Source organism: Pantoea conspicua (assembly GCF_002095315.1).
GTDB lineage: Bacteria > Pseudomonadota > Gammaproteobacteria > Enterobacterales > Enterobacteriaceae > Pantoea > Pantoea conspicua.
On record NZ_MLFN01000006.1, the window covers coordinates 96,774 to 113,822 of the forward strand.

General features: G+C 59.1%; 15 protein-coding genes and 2 pseudogenes. 7 read left to right on the forward strand and 10 right to left on the reverse strand.

Going from position 1 to position 17,049, the window contains the following annotated elements:
* Window positions 1-24 precede the first annotated feature (24 nt).
* The 6 genes and pseudogenes from accD to HA41_RS04325 all read right to left on the reverse strand — a co-directional run bounded on the left by accD (window position 25) and on the right by HA41_RS04325 (window position 5,663).
* Window positions 25-938, reverse strand: a pseudogene (accD, locus tag HA41_RS04300) (acetyl-CoA carboxylase, carboxyltransferase subunit beta).
* 149 nt (window positions 939-1,087) lie between these two features.
* On the reverse strand, window positions 1,088-1,750 hold the full coding sequence (locus HA41_RS04305) for a DedA family protein (RefSeq protein WP_094119732.1): 663 nt from the start codon (window positions 1,748-1,750) through the stop codon (window positions 1,088-1,090).
* Between the two features lie 27 nt (window positions 1,751-1,777).
* Window positions 1,778-2,581 (reverse strand): tRNA pseudouridine(38-40) synthase TruA, encoded by an 804-nt coding sequence (truA, locus tag HA41_RS04310; RefSeq protein WP_094119733.1) that lies wholly within the window; start codon window positions 2,579-2,581, stop codon window positions 1,778-1,780.
* Window positions 2,582-2,583: 2 nt separating this feature from the next.
* A complete protein-coding gene (locus tag HA41_RS04315; RefSeq protein WP_094119734.1) occupies window positions 2,584-3,591 on the reverse strand; it encodes an aspartate-semialdehyde dehydrogenase in 1,008 nt (335 codons plus the stop codon).
* A 103-nt stretch (window positions 3,592-3,694) separates the two neighbouring features.
* Window positions 3,695-4,828, reverse strand: coding sequence for a 4-phosphoerythronate dehydrogenase PdxB (gene pdxB, locus HA41_RS04320; RefSeq protein ID WP_094119735.1), 1,134 nt, complete (start codon window positions 4,826-4,828; stop codon window positions 3,695-3,697).
* A 55-nt stretch (window positions 4,829-4,883) separates the two neighbouring features.
* Complete coding sequence (locus HA41_RS04325; protein WP_094119736.1) at window positions 4,884-5,663, reverse strand: AraC family transcriptional regulator; 780 nt, start codon at window positions 5,661-5,663, stop codon at window positions 4,884-4,886.
* A 97-nt stretch (window positions 5,664-5,760) separates the two neighbouring features.
* Between HA41_RS04325 and HA41_RS04330 the strand changes: the two genes are divergently transcribed.
* Window positions 5,761-6,660: a DMT family transporter gene (locus HA41_RS04330; RefSeq protein ID WP_094119737.1), complete on the forward strand. Its 900-nt coding sequence runs from the start codon at window positions 5,761-5,763 to the stop codon at window positions 6,658-6,660.
* On the opposite strand, the gene HA41_RS04335 is transcribed toward HA41_RS04330, so the two are convergent.
* Together HA41_RS04335 and tctD are read right to left on the reverse strand one after the other, a co-directional pair.
* Complete coding sequence (locus HA41_RS04335) at window positions 6,641-8,029, reverse strand: sensor histidine kinase (protein WP_094119738.1); 1,389 nt, start codon at window positions 8,027-8,029, stop codon at window positions 6,641-6,643. The genes HA41_RS04330 and HA41_RS04335 overlap by 20 nt on opposite strands.
* Complete coding sequence (gene tctD / locus HA41_RS04340; RefSeq protein ID WP_094119739.1) at window positions 8,020-8,691, reverse strand: transcriptional regulator TctD; 672 nt, start codon at window positions 8,689-8,691, stop codon at window positions 8,020-8,022. The genes HA41_RS04335 and tctD overlap by 10 nt, the downstream gene beginning before the upstream one ends.
* Before the next feature lie 169 nt (window positions 8,692-8,860).
* On the opposite strand from tctD, the gene HA41_RS04345 reads away from it, so the two are divergent.
* The 4 genes and pseudogenes from HA41_RS04345 (at window position 8,861) to flk (ending at window position 12,904) form a co-directional block, all read left to right on the forward strand.
* The gene (locus HA41_RS04345) at window positions 8,861-9,793 is read left to right on the forward strand and encodes a Bug family tripartite tricarboxylate transporter substrate binding protein (RefSeq protein ID WP_094119740.1); all 933 of its coding nucleotides are present in this window, start codon (window positions 8,861-8,863) and stop codon (window positions 9,791-9,793) included.
* Window positions 9,794-9,805: 12 nt separating this feature from the next.
* Window positions 9,806-10,237: a tripartite tricarboxylate transporter TctB family protein gene (locus HA41_RS04350; RefSeq protein ID WP_094119741.1), complete on the forward strand. Its 432-nt coding sequence runs from the start codon at window positions 9,806-9,808 to the stop codon at window positions 10,235-10,237.
* A gap of 10 nt (window positions 10,238-10,247) precedes the next feature.
* Window positions 10,248-11,752: pseudogene (locus HA41_RS04355) on the forward strand (tripartite tricarboxylate transporter permease).
* A 114-nt stretch (window positions 11,753-11,866) separates the two neighbouring features.
* Window positions 11,867-12,904 carry a flagella biosynthesis regulator Flk gene (gene flk / locus HA41_RS04360; protein ID WP_094119742.1) on the forward strand — a complete coding sequence of 346 codons (1,038 nt, stop codon included), beginning with the start codon at window positions 11,867-11,869 and terminating at the stop codon, window positions 12,902-12,904.
* Window position 12,905: 1 nt separating this feature from the next.
* On the opposite strand, the gene HA41_RS04365 is transcribed toward flk, so the two are convergent.
* Window positions 12,906-13,349, reverse strand: coding sequence for a rhodanese-like domain-containing protein (locus HA41_RS04365; RefSeq protein ID WP_094119743.1), 444 nt, complete (start codon window positions 13,347-13,349; stop codon window positions 12,906-12,908).
* Window positions 13,350-13,436: 87 nt separating this feature from the next.
* Between HA41_RS04365 and pdxR the strand changes: the two genes are divergently transcribed.
* Window positions 13,437-14,858, forward strand: a complete 1,422-nt coding sequence (gene pdxR, locus HA41_RS04370; protein WP_094119744.1) for a MocR-like pyridoxine biosynthesis transcription factor PdxR — start codon at window positions 13,437-13,439, stop codon at window positions 14,856-14,858.
* A 67-nt stretch (window positions 14,859-14,925) separates the two neighbouring features.
* Here pdxR and fabB read toward each other — a convergent pair whose 3' ends face one another.
* The gene (fabB, locus tag HA41_RS04375) at window positions 14,926-16,146 is read right to left on the reverse strand and encodes a beta-ketoacyl-ACP synthase I (protein WP_094119745.1); all 1,221 of its coding nucleotides are present in this window, start codon (window positions 16,144-16,146) and stop codon (window positions 14,926-14,928) included.
* A gap of 154 nt (window positions 16,147-16,300) precedes the next feature.
* On the opposite strand from fabB, the gene mnmC2 reads away from it, so the two are divergent.
* A partial coding sequence (gene mnmC2, locus HA41_RS04380) for a tRNA (5-methylaminomethyl-2-thiouridine)(34)-methyltransferase MnmC2 (RefSeq protein WP_143807253.1) occupies window positions 16,301-17,049 on the forward strand: 749 nt, incomplete at its 3' end.

Below are 17,049 nucleotides of genomic sequence, written 5' to 3' on the forward strand. Positions count from 1 at the left end.
CGACGGGCGCGCCTCTATCTCCTGTCAGGCCTCGTTGCTCTCCGGTTCAGTCGTCGCCGGGGCGGACTGTTCACCATCGTGCAGCGGTGCTGGCAGATTCATCATTTTCGCCAGCAGGCTTGCCAGTTTGTACCGCATTTCCGGACGGCGAATGATCATATCAATCGCGCCCTTTTCAATCAGGAACTCACTGCGCTGGAAGCCCGGCGGCAGTTTTTCACGCACGGTCTGCTCGATAACACGTGGGCCGGCAAAGCCGATCAGCGCTTTAGGTTCCGCGATATTGAGGTCGCCCAGCATAGCAAAACTGGCCGAAACGCCACCCATGGTCGGGTCAGTCAGCACGGAAATGTAAGGCAGACCGCGCTCCCGCATTTTTGCCAGTGCCGCACTGGTTTTCGCCATCTGCATCAGCGACTGCAGCGCTTCCTGCATACGCGCCCCGCCGCTGGCGGAGAAGCAGATCAGCGGGCAGTTATCTTCTAACGCCTGCTCAACCGCACGTACAAAACGCGCACCGACCACAGAGCCCATTGAACCGCCCATAAAGGCAAATTCAAAGGCTGCCGTCACGACCGGCATGCCGTGCAGCTGACCTTTCATCACGACCAGCGCATCTTTTTCGCCGGTGTCTTTCTGGGCCGCGATCAGACGATCTTTGTACTTCTTGGAGTCGCGGAACTTGAGCAGATCTTTAGGTTCAAGTTCACTGCCAAGCTCAACCATCGTGCCCTGATCGAGGACACTGCCGAGGCGCTCACGGGCGTGCATACGCATGTGATGGTCACACTTCGGGCAGACCTCGAGATTACGCTCCAGCTCGGCACGGTAGAGAACCTGGCCACAGCTATCGCACTTGGTCCAGACCCTTCCGGGATACTGGCTTTGCGCGTAGGCGTCGTGGTGCTTTTATTAAGAATGCGTTCAATCCAGCTCATTGATGACCTTTCTGTTTAAAACTGACCTGGTCCAGTCGTCTTGATACTGCTGAAAACCGCTTCAGCAGACGGTAAATGTCGCTCATTAAACCACAACCCGTTCAGACTGTGGATAAAAATCTGGTCTTACCCCTGAGCGAAGCCGCCGTTCAGGGCTGCTTCTGCTGCTTTGCCTGGCGGCGATGACGCCAGACTTCAATCACGCCCGGCAATACTGAGACCAGAATAATACCGACGATCAGCAGCTTCAGGTTTTCCTGCACAATCGGCAGATCGCCAAACAGGTAACCGGCATAGGAGAACAGCAGCACCCAGGCCAGCGCACCGGTGACATTGAACAGCGCAAAGTGACGATAGGACATGTGTCCCATACCGGCAACAAACGGCGCGAAGGTGCGAACAATCGGCACAAAGCGCGCCAGAATAATGGTTTTGCCGCCGTGGCGGGCATAAAACGCATGGGTTTTATCCAGATTGCTGCGACGGAAAATTTTTGAGTTCGGATTGCTGAACAACCGCTCACCAAACAGACGGCCAATCGTGTAGTTGACCGCATCGCCCAGGATCGCCGCTACCACTAATAGCGCCACCATCAGATGAACGTTGAGATCGTTGCCAGGCAGCGCCGCCAGTGCGCCCGCCACAAACAGTAACGAATCGCCGGGCAGAAATGGCGTCACCACTAAACCGGTTTCGCAGAACAAAATCAGGAACAAAATAGCGTAAATCCAGATACCGTACTGCGCAACCAGTTCGGCAAGATGCACATCAATGTGCAAAATAAAATCAACCAGAAAATGGATGAACTCCATAACGCGCCCTTTTAGCCCTAAAGTGAATTAATCCGCGAGGAACAACGGTCCCATCGACGGCTGTGGTAACGCAAAGTGGGATGGGTAATCCACCGCCACCAGATACAACCCCTCTGCCCGGGCAGTGGCTGCGGCTAATGTCCGATCCTTCGCCGCCAGCAGCGTCTCCATCCATGATTCCGGCTGATTGCCGCAACCGATCTCCATCAGGCTACCGACGATATTGCGCACCATGTGATGCACAAAGGCGTTGGCTTTGATATCAACAATCACGTACGGCCCCTGACGCGTCACATTCAGGTGAATCACGTTGCGCCACGGGGTGCGTGACTGACACTGCACGGCGCGAAACGAGGTGAAGTCATTCTCACCCAACAGACACTGCCCGGCGCGATGCATCTTTTCAGCATCCAGCGGATGATAAAAATGGGTCACCCCCTGCGCGAGTACCGCCGGACGCAGCCGCTGATTGTAGATCAGATAGCGATAGCGTCGGGCGGTGGCGCTGAAACGGGCGTGAAATTCATCCGGCACCGCTTTAACCCAGCGTACCGCAATATCTGCCGGCAGATTGGCATTGACGCCCAATGTCCAGGCACCGTCCGCCCGCTGAGAGGTGGTTTCAAAGTGCACCACCTGCCCGGTGCCGTGGACGCCCGCATCGGTGCGTCCGGCACAAAACACGCTGACCGGATGATCGGCCACTTTTGACAGCGCGCGTTCCAGCTTCTCCTGCACGCTGCGCACTTCCTGCTGACGCTGCCAGCCGTAATAGCGGCTGCCGTCATACTCGATGCCGAGCGCCAGTTTTTGCGTCTGACCGTCGGACATGGTTACAGGTACTCCTGAACCAGTTTCTCAGCCGTTTTCACCGCCATTAATGCGCCGCCAAAGCGAATATTATCGGCCACTGACCAGAACTGCAGCAGCTCCGGAATACCGTAATCATTGCGCACGCCGCCGATACTCAGCGCCCCGTTGCCGGAGGCATCGGTGACCGGTGTCGGGACAGAATCCTCTTCGCTCAGGGAGATATCTGACACCAGCGCCAGTTCGGCACGCGCTTCTTCAGCCGACAGCGGACGCAGGTTTTCAATGTGCACAATCTGCGCGTTGCCATAGAACACCGGAGCCTGCACGCTGCTGACCGCAATCGGTAAGCCTTCATCCTGCAGCACCTTACGCACCTGATCGACCAGGCGGCGTTCGCTTTCAACGCTGCCTTCGGCATCAGCCTGCTGCGGCATCAGGTTAAATGCCAGCTGACGGCCGAAGTGGTGTTCATCCGCCGGGATGCCGTTCAGCAGCCGGGCACTTTCACCGGCCAGCGCATCCACCGCCACTTTGCCGTAGCTGGAAACGGAGATCAGATTGGTGACCTGCAACCGGCCTAAGCCCGCCGCATCCATCAGCGGTTTGATCGCGGTCAGCAACTGGCTGACCAGGTTATCCGCTACGCTGATAATGTTGCGGTTGCGATAATCGGCCAGCACCTGCGGATTGACATCCGGCACCACCAGCGGCACATCAGGTTCCAGCGCAAACAGCTCGCTGCTATCGATCACTAAGCACCCGGCGTTCGCCGCGTCATCAGCAAAACGGGCAGAGGCATCGCGACCGGCAACGAAAAACGCCAGCTGCGCCTGCGACCAGTCAAATTCCGCCGCGTTTTCGACCCGCACCGAGCGGCCCTCAAAACGCTTAATCTCACCGGCGCTGTTTTCGCTGGCCAGCAGATACAATTCACCAACCGGGAACTGGCGTTCCGCCAGCAATTCCAGTACAGCGTTCCCTACTGCGCCTGTCGCGCCCAGTAGCGCAATATTCCAGCCGTCAGACATGTTGGTTTACTCCAGACAATGACATAAAAACAGAAGGCGGTGATCTCACCGCCCAGGGATTCGGATTTTTCCCTGCCCGCAGGCATTCGCGCCAGAACGCAAATTATCGGGAAGCGTGTGTTGCGTTAAAACCCAGCAGGGTCAGCATCTCAGCGGTTGCAGCGTCATCGCAGCAAACCTGCAGTGAAGACCATTCGCGGCGTTCCTGATACTGCTTACGCAGGCGATCAAATTCGCCAGGCTGAGCCGCCACTTTTCGCAGGGGCGCATCATCGCGGCGCACATCATACACCAGATGCACCAGCCGTTTCAGCGTTGCCTGATCCAGCGGGCCATTCAAGGTGATGTCGCTGAATTCCGGCACCGGCAGCAGGCTGCTGAGCGGCACCTGCTGGGGCTGACCAATGAAGTCGCACCAGGCTTCAAATACCTGCGTGGTGCCGCGCGCTTTGCCTTCGAGGGTATAGCCTGCAATGTGCGCGGTGGCGATATCTACCTTATCGAGCAGCGCCAGCGACAGATCCGGCTCCGGCTCCCAGACGTCCAGCACCACGCTGAGGTCAGCACGCATCTTCAGCACTTCCAGCAGCGCGGCATTATCGACCACCGGGCCGCGACAGGCGTTGATCAGAATGGTGTTGGGCTTCAGCGCCATCAGTAACGCCGCATCCGCCAGATGCCAGCTTTTATACGGTCCCGATTTGAACAGCGGCGTATGGAAGGTCAGAATATCCGCCTGCTCAACCAGCGTCTCCAGCGAGTGAAATTCACCTTCGTCGCCGCGATCGGCACGCGGCGGATCGCACAGCAGGGTTTTAACGCCCCACGCCGCCAGCCGTTTTTGCAGCCGTCCGCCGACGTTGCCAACGCCGACGATCCCGACGGTGCGATCACGCAGCTGGAAACCGTCACGTTCCGCCAGCAGCAGCAACGAGGAGAAGACATACTCCACCACCGCGATGGCGTTGCAGCCCGGCGCGGCTGAAAAAGCAATCCCCGCCTGCTCCAGCCAGTTTTCGTCGACGTGGTCAGTGCCTGCGGTGGCGGTGCCGACAAACTTCACCGGCTTACCGGCCAGCAACGCTTCATTCACCTGAGTCACCGACCGCACCATCAGGCCGTCGGCATCGGCCAGCTCCGCCGCCGGCAATGGACGACCCGGCACCGCCACCACCATTCCGGTGCGACTGAACAACTCACGGGCATACGGCATATTTTCATCGACGAGAATCTTCACCACGGCTTTCCTGTCTGTTGCAATAAAGGCCATTATTCTGGCACAAAGCGACGCGTTAGCCTAACCGCGCGCGGTAACGATCCGGCGTGGTGCCGGCCTGCTGCTGGAACATCACAATCAGCGCCGATGCGGAGCTGTAGCCGAGATCATAGGCGATGCTCTGCACGCTGGCGCCCTGCTCCAGCAGCACAATGGCGCGCAGAAAACGCAGCCGCTGTCGCCACTCGCCAAAGGTCATATGCAGCTGTTGCTGACAGCGTCGTGCCAGCGTCCGCTCGGTGGTAAAAACCCGCGCCGCCCAGCCTGCCAGCGTGGTGTTATCCCCTGGATTGGCTTCCAGCGCGTGCAGCACCGGTGCCAGAAATTTATCGGTTGAGGTCGGCAGATAGCTCTCCTGCACCTGCGCCAGCGGCAGGCGATCGCGAAGCACCTCACACAGCCGCCACTGCGCTTCGGTGACCGGCTGCTCAATCTGCTGTCCGGCAAACTCATCCATGATGGCGTGGACAATCGGATCGACTATCAACAGACAGGCGCGCTGCGGCAGGCCGGTGCATAACGCGGCGGCGAGGTTAAAGGTGCGGAACTGCGCCTGACGATGGTTATAGCTGCTGTGCCGGTGACCCGGCGGGATCCACACCGGGATATCGGCCGGGGTCAGTAACCGTTCGCCCTCTACCCGCATCTCCAGCACATGGCTTTTCACGAAGATCAGCTGACCCCAGTCATGGGTATGCGGCAGATATTCGGTATGGGCATTGGCCTGTTCGAAACGCATGAAGTAGTGCAGCTGTGGTGCGTCCAGCGGCGGCTGGTAGGTAATCTGTAGGGTCATTATGTCCGGAGAGCGATTGATTTTGTCTGATATTAACTATCTGGATAAATCCGGACAAGCGTACACTGCGCCTCATCTTAGCCTGTGGAGAGTGAGCATGTTTTTCCTGTACCCGCTGTTCGCGGTGTTGATCTGGTCGATCAACTCGATTGTCAGCAAGCTGTCGGCAACGGCAATCGATCCGGCAGCGATCTCCTTCTATCGCTGGCTACTGGCGCTGCTGGTGCTGACGCCGTTTGTACTGCCCGGCATATGGCGGACGCGTCAGGCGATCCGGCCACACCTCTGGCGGTTACTGATCCTTGGCCTGCTGGGCATGGTGCTCTATCAGAGCCTCGCCTACTATGCGGCCCAGAGCGTCAGCGCACTGTTTATGGGCATTATCGGGGCGTTAATCCCGCTGCTGACAGTGCTGCTGAGCGTGGTGATCCTGCGGATCGCCCCGACACTCGGTATCCTGCTCGGCAGCATTATCTCGTTCATTGGCCTGGTGTGGCTGGTGAGTCAGGGTAATGTGATGCAGTTGCTGCATCAGGGTCTGGGCAAAGGCGAACTGCTGATGCTGGCCGCCTCCGCCGCCTATGCGCTGTATGGCGTGCTGACCCGGCGCTGGGCGCTGCCGTTGCCGATCTGGCACAGCCTGTATGTGCAGATTTTATTCGGTGTAGTGCTGCTGCTGCCTGGCTTTCTGCTGGCACCTGAGGTGGCGCTTAACCGACAAAATCTGCCGCTGGTGGCGTTTGCCGGTCTGTTTGCCTCGATCATCGCGCCGTTCCTGTGGATCCACGGTGTACAACGCCTGGGGGCCAGCACGACCAGCATCTTTATGAATCTGATCCCGGTGTTTACCGCCGTGATCGCAGTGATGTTCCTGCATGAGCAGTTGCACAGCTACCACTGGATTGGTGGCGGCCTGACGCTGTTCGGGGTGATGCTGGCCCAGCGGCTGCGCATGCCGCTGACCCGGACTAAGCCGGTCAGCCTGCGTCGGTTGTAAACCGCACCGTCACGCGCAGCCCGCCCAGTTGCGGGCTGCGATCCAGCTGCATACTGGCACCATGCCAGGCACAGATATCCTGCACCAGCGCCAGCCCAATCCCGGCACCGGGCTGCATTCCGACATTATCCAGCCGCTGAAAGGGCTGTAGCGCTTTCAACTGCTCTGCCCCGGCGATGCCCGGCCCGCTGTCCTCGATCTCCAGTTTCCCCGCCACCACCCGCGCGGTAACGATGCCATGATGCGGAGTATATTTAATCGCGTTGTCCAGCAGGTTGGCACACAGCTCGCCGAGCAGCACGCCATCCCCGATCACCTGACTGCTCTCCTCGCCTTCATAGCCGAGATCGATTTGCCGGGTACGTGCCGCCGAGTAACGACTCAGGCAGGCTTCACGCACGATGACCGCCAGATCGACCCGCATCATCGGTTTATCTTCACCGTGACGCGCCTTGATACGCGCCAGTTGCAGCAGCCGATCGGTGAGTAAGATGGTCTCATCCAGCGTATGTCGCATCCCGAGCAGACTCTCCTGCCACTGCTCAGGTCGTTCACTGCTGAGCGCCACGCTCACCTGGGTTTTAAGAATGGTGAGCGGCGTGCGTAGCTGATGTGCTGCATCTGCGCTGAAGCGATCCTGACGCGCCAGCAGGCCGCGCAAACGCGCCAGATAGCGGTTAAAGGCGATGATCAGCGGTTGCAGTTCTGACCACGGCAGCGAGGGCAGCGGGGTTAATTCACCACCGTCGCGCTCTAATACAATACGTGACAGTCGCCGCAGCGGGCGTAATACCCGGCGCAGCATCAGGCTGGCCAGCAGCAGCGTCATCAGCACCAGCCCACTCTGGCTGATCAGCGCGGTACGCATCAGCCCGCGAGCAAACTCCTGACGGGAGTTGACGGTTTCCGCCACCACCACCAGCGCCATGCCATCGACGCCCGCCTCGCTCACGGGTTGCCACAGAGCCGCCACCCGAATGCGATGCTGGTGATAACGTCCGTCATAAAAGTGTACCAGCGCCGGGTAAGCGGTCGACATTTCGCTGGCCGGCGGGATCGGCGGCAGGTCATCGTAACCGGACAGCGTTTTGCCCTGTGGAGAGATCACCTGATAAAACAGCTGGTCGTTCATGTTGCGTTCGAAACTGTCGAGCACCACCCAGGGGACATCCACCTCGAGATGATGCTGGCGCACCACCAGCCGTTCTGCCACGGTGCGCGCCGATGCCAGCAGTGAGCGATCGTAAGCCTGATTGGCGGCCGCCAGCCCGCTCTGATAATGGGTGTAGACCGACAACGCCCACAGCAGCAGCAGCGGCAGGCCGAGCCAGGCGAGCAGTTCGCCGCGCAGTGAATGAATCAGCCGCACGGCAGCATTTCCAGGCTGTAGCCGAGTCCGCGCAGCGTCACGATGGCAACGTCGCTGCCCGCCAGTTTTTTCCGCACCCGATGGACATACAGCTCAATGCTCTCCGGGCTGGCCTCATCCGTCAGGCTAAACGTCTGTTCATACAGATGCTGGCGGGAAACCGGCCGGCCGTGGCGCTGCATCAGCGTAGTCAGAATGCTCGATTCACGCGGCGTCAGCGCCAGCGGCCGGTCGCCCAGCAGGAAATAGCCTTCGCCATCCAGCACCAGCTGGCCCAGCGACTGACTTTGCGCAGCCTGACTCTGGCTGCGCCGCAGCAGCGCCCGCAGTCGCGCTTCCAGTTCATCCAGTTCGAAAGGTTTGGTCAGATAGTCATCTGCCCCGAGGTTAAGGCCGCGCACCCGATCGTCCAGCGCACTGCGCGCCGTCAGCAGCAAAACCGGCACGCTCTGTCCGCGCCGCCGCAACCGCGTCAGTACTTCCAGCCCATCGATGCGCGGCAGTGAGACGTCCAGCACCACCAGCCCATAGGCTTCACACTGCAGGGCGTGATCGGCGGCGACGCCATCAGCCACCCAGTCGACGGCAAAGCCTTTTTGGGTCAGCGCTTTTTGCAGCCAGCGCGCCAGGTCAGCCGTATCTTCCACCAGTAAGAGACGCATATCACATCCTGTCATTAAATCCGGGCAGTGAAAGGTAAATGAAAGGTAATTGTTTTAACAATTCAGTAACGCCAATAGTTCGGCAGCAATCACACTCTGGAAGAATGAATGGAGCCCACGATGAAAAAAAATAATCCATACCGCCCTGACCACCGCCCTGCTGGCGCTGATGGTGCCTGCTGCAACCGCCGCCGAGGGCCCGGGTCGCACTGAATGTATTGCACCGGCCAAACCGGGGGGAGGTTTTGACCTCACCTGTAAGCTGTTGCAGGTTTCGCTGCAGGAAACCAAACAGATTGAGTCGCCGATGCGCGTCACCTACATGCCCGGCGGCGTCGGTGCGGTTGCCTACAACGCGATTATTGCCCAGCGCCCGGCTGAAGCCGGCACGGTGGTGGCCTTCTCTGGCGGCTCGCTGCTGAACCTGTCGCAGGGGAAATTTGGCCGCTACTCGGTGGACGATGTGAAGTGGCTGGCAGCGGTAGGAACCGACTACGGCATGGTGGCGGTGCGTGACGATGCACCGTGGAAAACCCTGGGCGAACTGATGGCGGCAATGAAAGAGGACCCGACCAAAGTGGTGGTCGGTGCCGGAGCTTCCATCGGCAGCCAGGACTGGATGAAAACCGCCCTGCTGGCGCGCGAAGCGGGTATCGATCCGCGCAAGATGCGCTATGTCGCTTTTGAAGGCGGCGGTGAGCCGGTAACCGCACTGCTTGGCAACCATATTCAGGTGGTCTCCGGCGACATGAGTGAGATGGTGCCGCATCTGCAGAGTGGCAAAATGCGGGTGCTGGCGGTGATGTCCGAACAGCGTCTGCCGGGACAGCTGGCGCAGGTGCCAACCGCTAAAGAGCAAGGTTTCAACATTGTCTGGCCGGTCATCCGTGGTTACTACCTCGGCCCGAAAGTCAGCGACGCCGATTATCAGTGGTGGGAGCAGGCGTTCAAAAAAATGGTGGATACCCCGGAATTCAAAAAGCAGCGTGATATGCGCGGCCTGTTTGAATTCAACATGTTTGGCCAGGAGCTCGACAGCTACGTGAAAAAGCAGGTGGCGGATTACCGTGAGCAGGCGAAATCATTTGGCCTGGCCAAATAACAGGAGCGAATAATGAGCGATCGTATTTTTGCGGGCCTCTGGCTGGCGCTGTGCCTTGGCGGCATGGTGGTGGCCTGGCAAATTCAGAGCGAATACAGCTATGAACCGGTGGGGCCGCGGCCCTTCCCGATGGCGATCCTCGGCCTGATGGCGATCTGTGCCCTGCTGATGCTATTTCGTAAACCCGACACCATTCACTGGCCGTCCGCCAGCACGCTGAAACGGCTGGTGGCGCTGGCGCTGATGATGATGCTGTATGGCTGGCTGTTTGAAACGCTGGGCTTTGCCATCTGTACCACCCTGCTGACTTTCGGCATCGGTCTGCTGTTTGGCGCACGCTGGTGGGCAGCGGCGCTGGCCGGGCTGGTGATGGGCAGCACGCTGTTTTACGCCTTTGACCGCCTGCTGGAAGTGACCCTTCCGGTCGGCAGCTGGCTGAGTTAAGGAGAGCATCATGGATACCTGGTCCTTTTTAATGCAGGGCTTTGCCGTCGCCATGACGCCAGAGAACCTGCTGATCGCCCTGATTGGCTGCTTTATCGGCACCATCGTCGGCCTGCTGCCGGGCCTTGGCCCGATTAACGGCGTGGCGATTCTGATGCCGCTGGCCTTTGCGCTGCACTTACCGGCGGAATCGGCGCTGATTCTGCTGGCAACGGTCTATATCGGTTGTGAATATGGCGGACGTATCTCGTCTATTCTGCTTAACGTACCCGGTGACGCTGGCGCGATCATGACCGCGCTGGATGGTTATCCGATGGCGCAACAGGGCAAGGCGGGCGTCGCCCTGTCGATTTCGGCGGTCAGCTCCTTTATCGGTTCCACCATCGCCATTATCGGCATTATTCTGTTCGCCCCACTGCTGGCCAGCTGGTCGCTGGCGTTTGGTCCGGCGGAATATTTTGCCTGATGGTGTTCGCCATCGCCTGTCTTGGCAGCATGATGAGCCATAACCCGCTGAAATCGTTCCTCGCCGCGCTGATTGGGCTGGGAATGGCCACGGTGGGCGTCGATGCCAATACTGGCGTCTACCGCTTTACCTTTGACAGCGTTCATCTCTCCGACGGCATTCAGTTTGTGGTGGTGGTGATTGGTCTGTTCTCGGTCAGCGAAATTCTGCTGATGCTGGAGTCGACCAGCGGCGGGCAGAAAGCGGTACGGGCCAGCGGACGCATGATGTTCAATATGAAAGAAGCAGCAACGGTAACCGGCGCCACGCTGCGTTCCTCTTTCATCGGTTTCTTCGTCGGGGTGCTGCCGGGTGCCGGTGCAACCATCGCCAGCGCCATCGCCTACATGACCGAGAAGAAGATCAGCGGCAGCGATCAGTTCGGTAAAGGCGATATTCGCGGCGTGGCCGCACCAGAAGCGGCTAACAACGCCTCAGCCTGTGGTTCCTTTATCCCGATGCTGACGCTGGGGATCCCCGGCTCGGGTACGACCGCGGTGATGGTCGGCGCGTTGACGCTGTATAACATCACGCCGGGACCGGCGATGTTTGTTGAGCAGCCGGATATTGTCTGGGGACTGATTGCCGCGCTGTTAATCGGCAACGTGATGCTGCTGGTCATGAACATCCCGATGATCAACGTTTTCGCCCGTATGCTGACCATTCCGCTGTGGTTCCTGGTACCGGCAATTGCCGCCATCTCCGCCGTTGGCGTTTACGCGGTACACAGCACCACCTTCGATCTGCTGCTGATGGTCGGGCTGGGGATCTTCGGTTATATCCTGCGTAAGATGGATTTTCCGATGTCGCCGTTAATTCTGGGCTTTGTGCTGGGTGAAATGCTGGAGCAGAACCTGCGTCGTGCGCTGTCGATCAGCAACGGGAATATGTTCATCCTGTGGGAAAGCCTGATCTGCAAAGTGCTGCTGGTGCTGGCGATTGCCGTGCTGGTCGTGCCGCCAATCTGGAAACGCTGGCGTCGTCACCGTCTGAAGCTGGCAGAAGAGTAAATCTCCCGCCGAAACGCGTGCGCCCCCGTGGGATTTCCCGGGGGCTTTTGCTATCATGGCGCATTCATTTTCCGGCGCACCCCACGCTGTTCTGTTTTCCCCAAGGAATCCGCCATGCAACCTCTCAGCGGCCCCGGTGTGCCGGTCGGCGATCGTTCATCTGTCAATCCGCAAACCGGCGCAACGCGTCCTGGTTCGGTGGCCGGTGAGCAGCCGCTCTCCCCTGCCCAGCGCACCACGTTAGAACGTCTGATCGTGCGTATTCTTTCGCTCAGTAATCTGAAAGCGCCTGAGTTGTGGGCCGGCGTGCGCCATGAAGTGGGCGTTAAGAGTGAAGCGGAACTCCAGTCGCGCCATTTTCCGGCGGCGGAGCAGTACCTGAATGGCCGCCTGACCCAGGCGCAGACCGGTCATGCAACGCGTCAGCTGATGACCCAGCTGACCGATCTGTTGCCGAAAGGCAATAATCGCCAGGCGGTCAGCGATTTCATTCGTCAGCAATTTGGTCAGACGGTACTGAGCGCGCTCAGCCAGGATCAGCTGCGTCAGGTGCTGACCATGTTGCAGAATGGTCAGATGGCGATTCCACAGCCGCAGCAGACCCGCGTCAGCGATCGCAGCCTGTTACCCGCTGAGCATCAGACCCTGAATCAGCAGGTGGTGCGTCTCGCCGCTGCCACCGGCGAATCGACCGGTAAACTCTGGACCGCTGCGCTGAAGCTGGTGAACCTGACCAGCGGCGATCCGATTCCGTCGCGTCATTTCCCGTTACTGACACAATATTTGCAGGTGCGTCAGACTCTGAGTCAGCACAGCGCGCCGACGCTGCAACTGCTGGAAGCGTCGCTGAAGCAGCCGCTCGATCAGCATGAGCAGCGCTTGCTGGAGGATTACAGCCAGCAGCGTTTCCAGGCGACACCGCAAACGGTGCTTACCGTGACCCAGACGCAGGACCTGCTGAACTTCCTGTTCAGCCGTCGCGCCGAAAAGATCCACGAACAGCCGCTGGCCGCCAGCGAGATCAAACCGCAACCGATCTGGTCGCCGTTTGTCGCCTCGTTGCCGCCGACGCTGCAACCGCTGGCAAAGCGTCCGCTGCCGGGAATAGCCGTGGTACTGCTGGTGCTGTTTATCTTCTGGCTGGTGCTGTGAGTTAACAGCCGCAGGCGGCGTCGGGCGCGGCCACTGGCCACTCGCCCGGCGCATCTCCCCAGCTCAGCGGATGACCGTCGCGCTTCCAGAAATCCAGCCCGCCAATCAGCTCCTTCACCTGAAAACCCAGCGCCGCCAGTTTCCACGCCGCTTTAGTCGACCCGTTACAGCCAATCCCGTCACAGTAGGTGACATAGACTTTGCTGCGATCCAGCTGAGCGGTGCTGACCGCATCCATTTCACGATGGGGAAAACTGATCGCCCCGCAGATATGACCCGCGCGATAGACCGCTGCAGCGCGCGCATCAATCACCACAACCTCCGGCTGGCGCTGCGCCAGATCTTCCGCCAGATCCCAGGCATCGGTGTAATAAGCGAGTTTAGCCTGTAAATAGTCGAGACTCTGCTGCGGCGTGGCAGCGGGAATACGTAATACCGATGACATCATAATTCTCCTGTTGTGGTGTACCGGCAGTTTACGGCAAAGTGGACTGTTCTCTGAGACCCATTTTACCCACCGGATAAGACCCTTATGCGCTCACCGCTGTTGCAACTTTTTCAACATCAGGCCACCGGCGGCCTGCGCGAACGGCTGTGTACCACCCTGCGACTGGCAATTAGCCGCCATCATCTGCACGCCGGTCAGCAGTTGCCCTCCACCCGCCAGCTGGCCCGCGATCTCAACCTGTCACGCGTCACGGTAGAGGCGGCTTACGGTCAGCTGGAGAGTGAAGGCTATCTGCGGCGAGAAACCGGTCGCGGCAGCTTCGTGGCGATTACTATGCCCGCGCCGTCAGCACCGTCAGGGGTTCATCAGCCGGCTCATTTTTCGGCTCGCGGTCAACAGGTGCTGGCAACCGGTGGCTGCCAGGACCCGCCGTTTCCCCACGCGTTTGCTGCCGGTTCACCGGAGTTACGCGCTTTTCCACATGAGACCTGGCGACGGCTGAGCAGCAACGTGCAGCGTTCACTCGGTCGTGACGCGATGGGATATGGCGATCCCTGCGGCTATCTGCCGTTACGACGCGCCATTGCAGATTACCTGGCGCTGTCACGCGGCGTGCATTGCCAGCCAGAGCAGGTGATGATCCTCACCAGCTCCCAGCAGGCATTACAGCTGCTGGCGCTGATGCTGCTGGATGCAGGTGATGAGGTCTGGATGGAAGAGCCGGGCTATCCCGGGGCGCGCAACGCGTTTCTGGCAGCGGGTGCGCGGATACGCGGTATCGCACTGGATGACGAAGGCGCACTGCCGACCCGCGGCAGTGCGAAGCTGATGTACCTGACTCCGTCCCATCACTATCCGACCGGGATCACCCTGAGTCTGCCACGACGGCTGGCCTGGCTGGACTGGGCGCGGCGCAACCGCAGCTGGCTGATTGAAGACGATTACGACAGCGAATTTCACTATCACGAGCGTCCAATCCCGGCGTTGCAGGGGCTGGACCGTCACCAGCGGGTGATTACCCTCGGCACCTTCTCCAAATCACTGTTTCCCTCGCTGCGGCTGGCGTGGATGGTGGTGCCGCCCGCGCTGGTGGCACCGATGGGCCAGGCACGCAGCGTGCTGGATGGTCACAGCGCCCTGCTGCCGCAGGCCATTACTGCGGCCTTTCTGCAACAGGGCCATTTCGCCAGTCATCTGCGGCTGATGCGTCAACTCTATCGCAGCCGGCGTGAGCAGTTGATCGAGCAGATTAACCAGCGGCTGACGCCGTGGATCACCCCGATCGACAGCGGCGGCGGATTACAGCTAACGGTGAAGTTAGCGCAGAATGAGGCGCAGTTAACCGCCCGGGCCGCGCAGATCGGCCTGTTGCTGCCGCGTCTTAGCCCGCTTTATGCCGGACCGGCGCGTCAGCAAGGCTGGATACTGGGCTATGCGGCGCTGACGCCAGATGAGATCGTGGCGGGATGCGATAAACTACACGGGTTGCTGGCCGGAAAAAACTAAGTGTCAGCGAGGATAATCGGCAAAAAAAAGGACCGGCAAGCCGGTCCTTCTGAAATCTGTCAGCGTATTACGCCTGATATTTACGCATGGTCAGGGTGGCGTTGGTGCCGCCGAAGCCGAAGCTGTTGGACATCACAGTCGTCAGCGCTTTTTCCATTGGCTGAGTCACGATATTCATGCCTTCAGCCGCCGCATCCAGTGAGCTGATGTTGATGCTTGGGGCAATGAAGCCATGCTCCAGCATCAGCAGCGAGTAGATCGCTTCCTGCACGCCCGCCGCACCCAGTGAGTGACCGGTCATGGCTTTGGTGGCAGAGATGTACGGGGTGTTGTCGCCAAAGACTTCACGAATCGCACCCAGCTCTTTCACATCACCCACTGGCGTTGAGGTGCCGTGGCTGTTGAGGTAGTCGATAGGCGTATCAACGCCGTTCATCGCCATCTTCATGCAGCGAACCGCGCCTTCACCTGACGGTGCTACCATGTCTGCGCCGTCTGAGGTCGCACCGTAGCCGACGATCTCAGCATAGATGTGCGCACCGCGGGCCAGCGCATGTTCCAGCTCTTCAACTACCACCATGCCACCGCCACCGGCGATAACAAAGCCGTCACGCTCATTATCATAGGTGCGTGACGCTTTTTCTGGTGTGTCGTTGTAACGGGTAGAGAGCGCGCCCATGGCGTCGAACTCACAGGCCATTTCCCAGCACAACTCTTCGCCGCCGCCGGCAAACACGATGTCCTGTTTGCCCAGCTGGATCTGTTCAACCGCATTACCGATACAGTGTGCTGAAGTAGCACAGGCTGAACTGATGGAGTAGTTTACGCCGTGAATTTTAAACGGCGTGGCGAGGCAGGCTGAAACGCCAGAAGCCATCGCTTTGGTGACCACATACGGGCCAACCGCTTTCAGGCCGCGTGGGCTGCGCATTGCATCAGCACCGAATACCTGGAAACGCGGTGAACCGCCGCCTGAACCGGCAATCAGACCCACACGTGGGTTGTTCTGATACGCTTCCACGCTCAGGCCAGAATCTTTAATTGCTTCTTCCATGGAAAGATAGGCATAGATGGACGCATCACTCATGAAACGCACAACTTTGCGATCGATGAGGCCGGTGGTATCTAATTTTACGTTACCCCAGACGTGACTACGCATGCCGGAATCTTTCATCTCTTCAGAAAAGGTGATGCCAGAGCGCCCTTCACGCAGAGATGCCAGCACCTCTTGCTGGTTATTACCAATACTGGAAACGATCCCTAAGCCAGTAATCACAGCACGTTTCATTCAATAATCCTCATCCACTTCTTCTTAATTGACGAGCACTCTAGCGTACACTTGTACGCCGAACAAGTCCGATCAGCCATTTCCTTTTGTAAATTTGCGTCATGTCACGTCGGTCGTTAAAATCGCGTCATTGCCTGAAAAATGAGCCTTTAGCGTGAAATTAACCCCGGTCGAACATGCACAGCTGAACTGGAATGAACAGGGTACACCTGTTTCCCGAGCGTTTGGCGACGTCTATTTCTCCAATGATAACGGTCTGGAAGAGACACGCTACGTCTTCCTTGGGGGGAATCAGTTACCGCAGCGCTTCGCTCAGCATCCGCGTGAGTTACTGATTGTGGCGGAAAGCGGTTTCGGCACCGGCCTCAATTTTCTGACGCTGTGGCAGGCGTTTGATGCCTTTCAGCGTCAGCAGCCAGATGCGATTTTAAAACGTCTGCATTTCATCAGCTTTGAGAAGTTTCCGTTAACGCGCGCTGATTTAACCGCCGCGCATCAGCACTGGCCTGAACTGGCGCCGTGGGCCAGCGAATTACAGGCGCAGTGGCCGGCCGCCCTGCCCGGCTGCCAGCGTTTACTGTTCGATGGCGGGCGCATCACGCTCGATCTGTGGCTGGGTGATATTAATCAGCTGATAAGTACGCTGGATGACAGCCTGCATCGACAGGTGGACGCCTGGTTTCTTGATGGCTTCGCGCCGTCGAAAAACCCCGATATGTGGACGCCTGAGCTGTTCAGCATGATGGCAGCGCTGGCGCGGCCGCAGGCCACCTTTGCCACCTTTACTGCCGCCGGCTTCGTGCGGCGCGGATTGCAGCAGGCTGGCTTCAGCGTTACCCGGCGCAAAGGTTTCGGGCCCAAACGCGAGATGCTGTGTGGCAGCCTGCAGGATGCACCGCCGCG

Coding starts and splice junctions, on each gene's coding strand:
- truA (WP_094119733.1), bottom strand. CDS start 2,581: ATGTCCGACGGTCAGACGCAAAAACTGGCGCTCGGCATCGAGTATGAC.
- tctD (WP_094119739.1), bottom strand. CDS start 8,691: ATGCGTCTCTTACTGGTGGAAGATACGGCTGACCTGGCGCGCTGGCTG.
- HA41_RS04345 (WP_094119740.1), top strand. CDS start 8,861: ATGGTGCCTGCTGCAACCGCCGCCGAGGGCCCGGGTCGCACTGAATGT.
- HA41_RS04330 (WP_094119737.1), top strand. CDS start 5,761: ATGTTTTTCCTGTACCCGCTGTTCGCGGTGTTGATCTGGTCGATCAAC.
- HA41_RS04305 (WP_094119732.1), bottom strand. CDS start 1,750: ATGGAGTTCATCCATTTTCTGGTTGATTTTATTTTGCACATTGATGTG.
- HA41_RS04315 (WP_094119734.1), bottom strand. CDS start 3,591: ATGTCTGACGGCTGGAATATTGCGCTACTGGGCGCGACAGGCGCAGTA.
- pdxR (WP_094119744.1), top strand. CDS start 13,437: ATGCGCTCACCGCTGTTGCAACTTTTTCAACATCAGGCCACCGGCGGC.
- HA41_RS04365 (WP_094119743.1), bottom strand. CDS start 13,349: ATGTCATCGGTATTACGTATTCCCGCTGCCACGCCGCAGCAGAGTCTC.
- flk (WP_094119742.1), top strand. CDS start 11,867: ATGCAACCTCTCAGCGGCCCCGGTGTGCCGGTCGGCGATCGTTCATCT.
- fabB (WP_094119745.1), bottom strand. CDS start 16,146: ATGAAACGTGCTGTGATTACTGGCTTAGGGATCGTTTCCAGTATTGGT.
- HA41_RS04350 (WP_094119741.1), top strand. CDS start 9,806: ATGAGCGATCGTATTTTTGCGGGCCTCTGGCTGGCGCTGTGCCTTGGC.
- HA41_RS04325 (WP_094119736.1), bottom strand. CDS start 5,663: ATGACCCTACAGATTACCTACCAGCCGCCGCTGGACGCACCACAGCTG.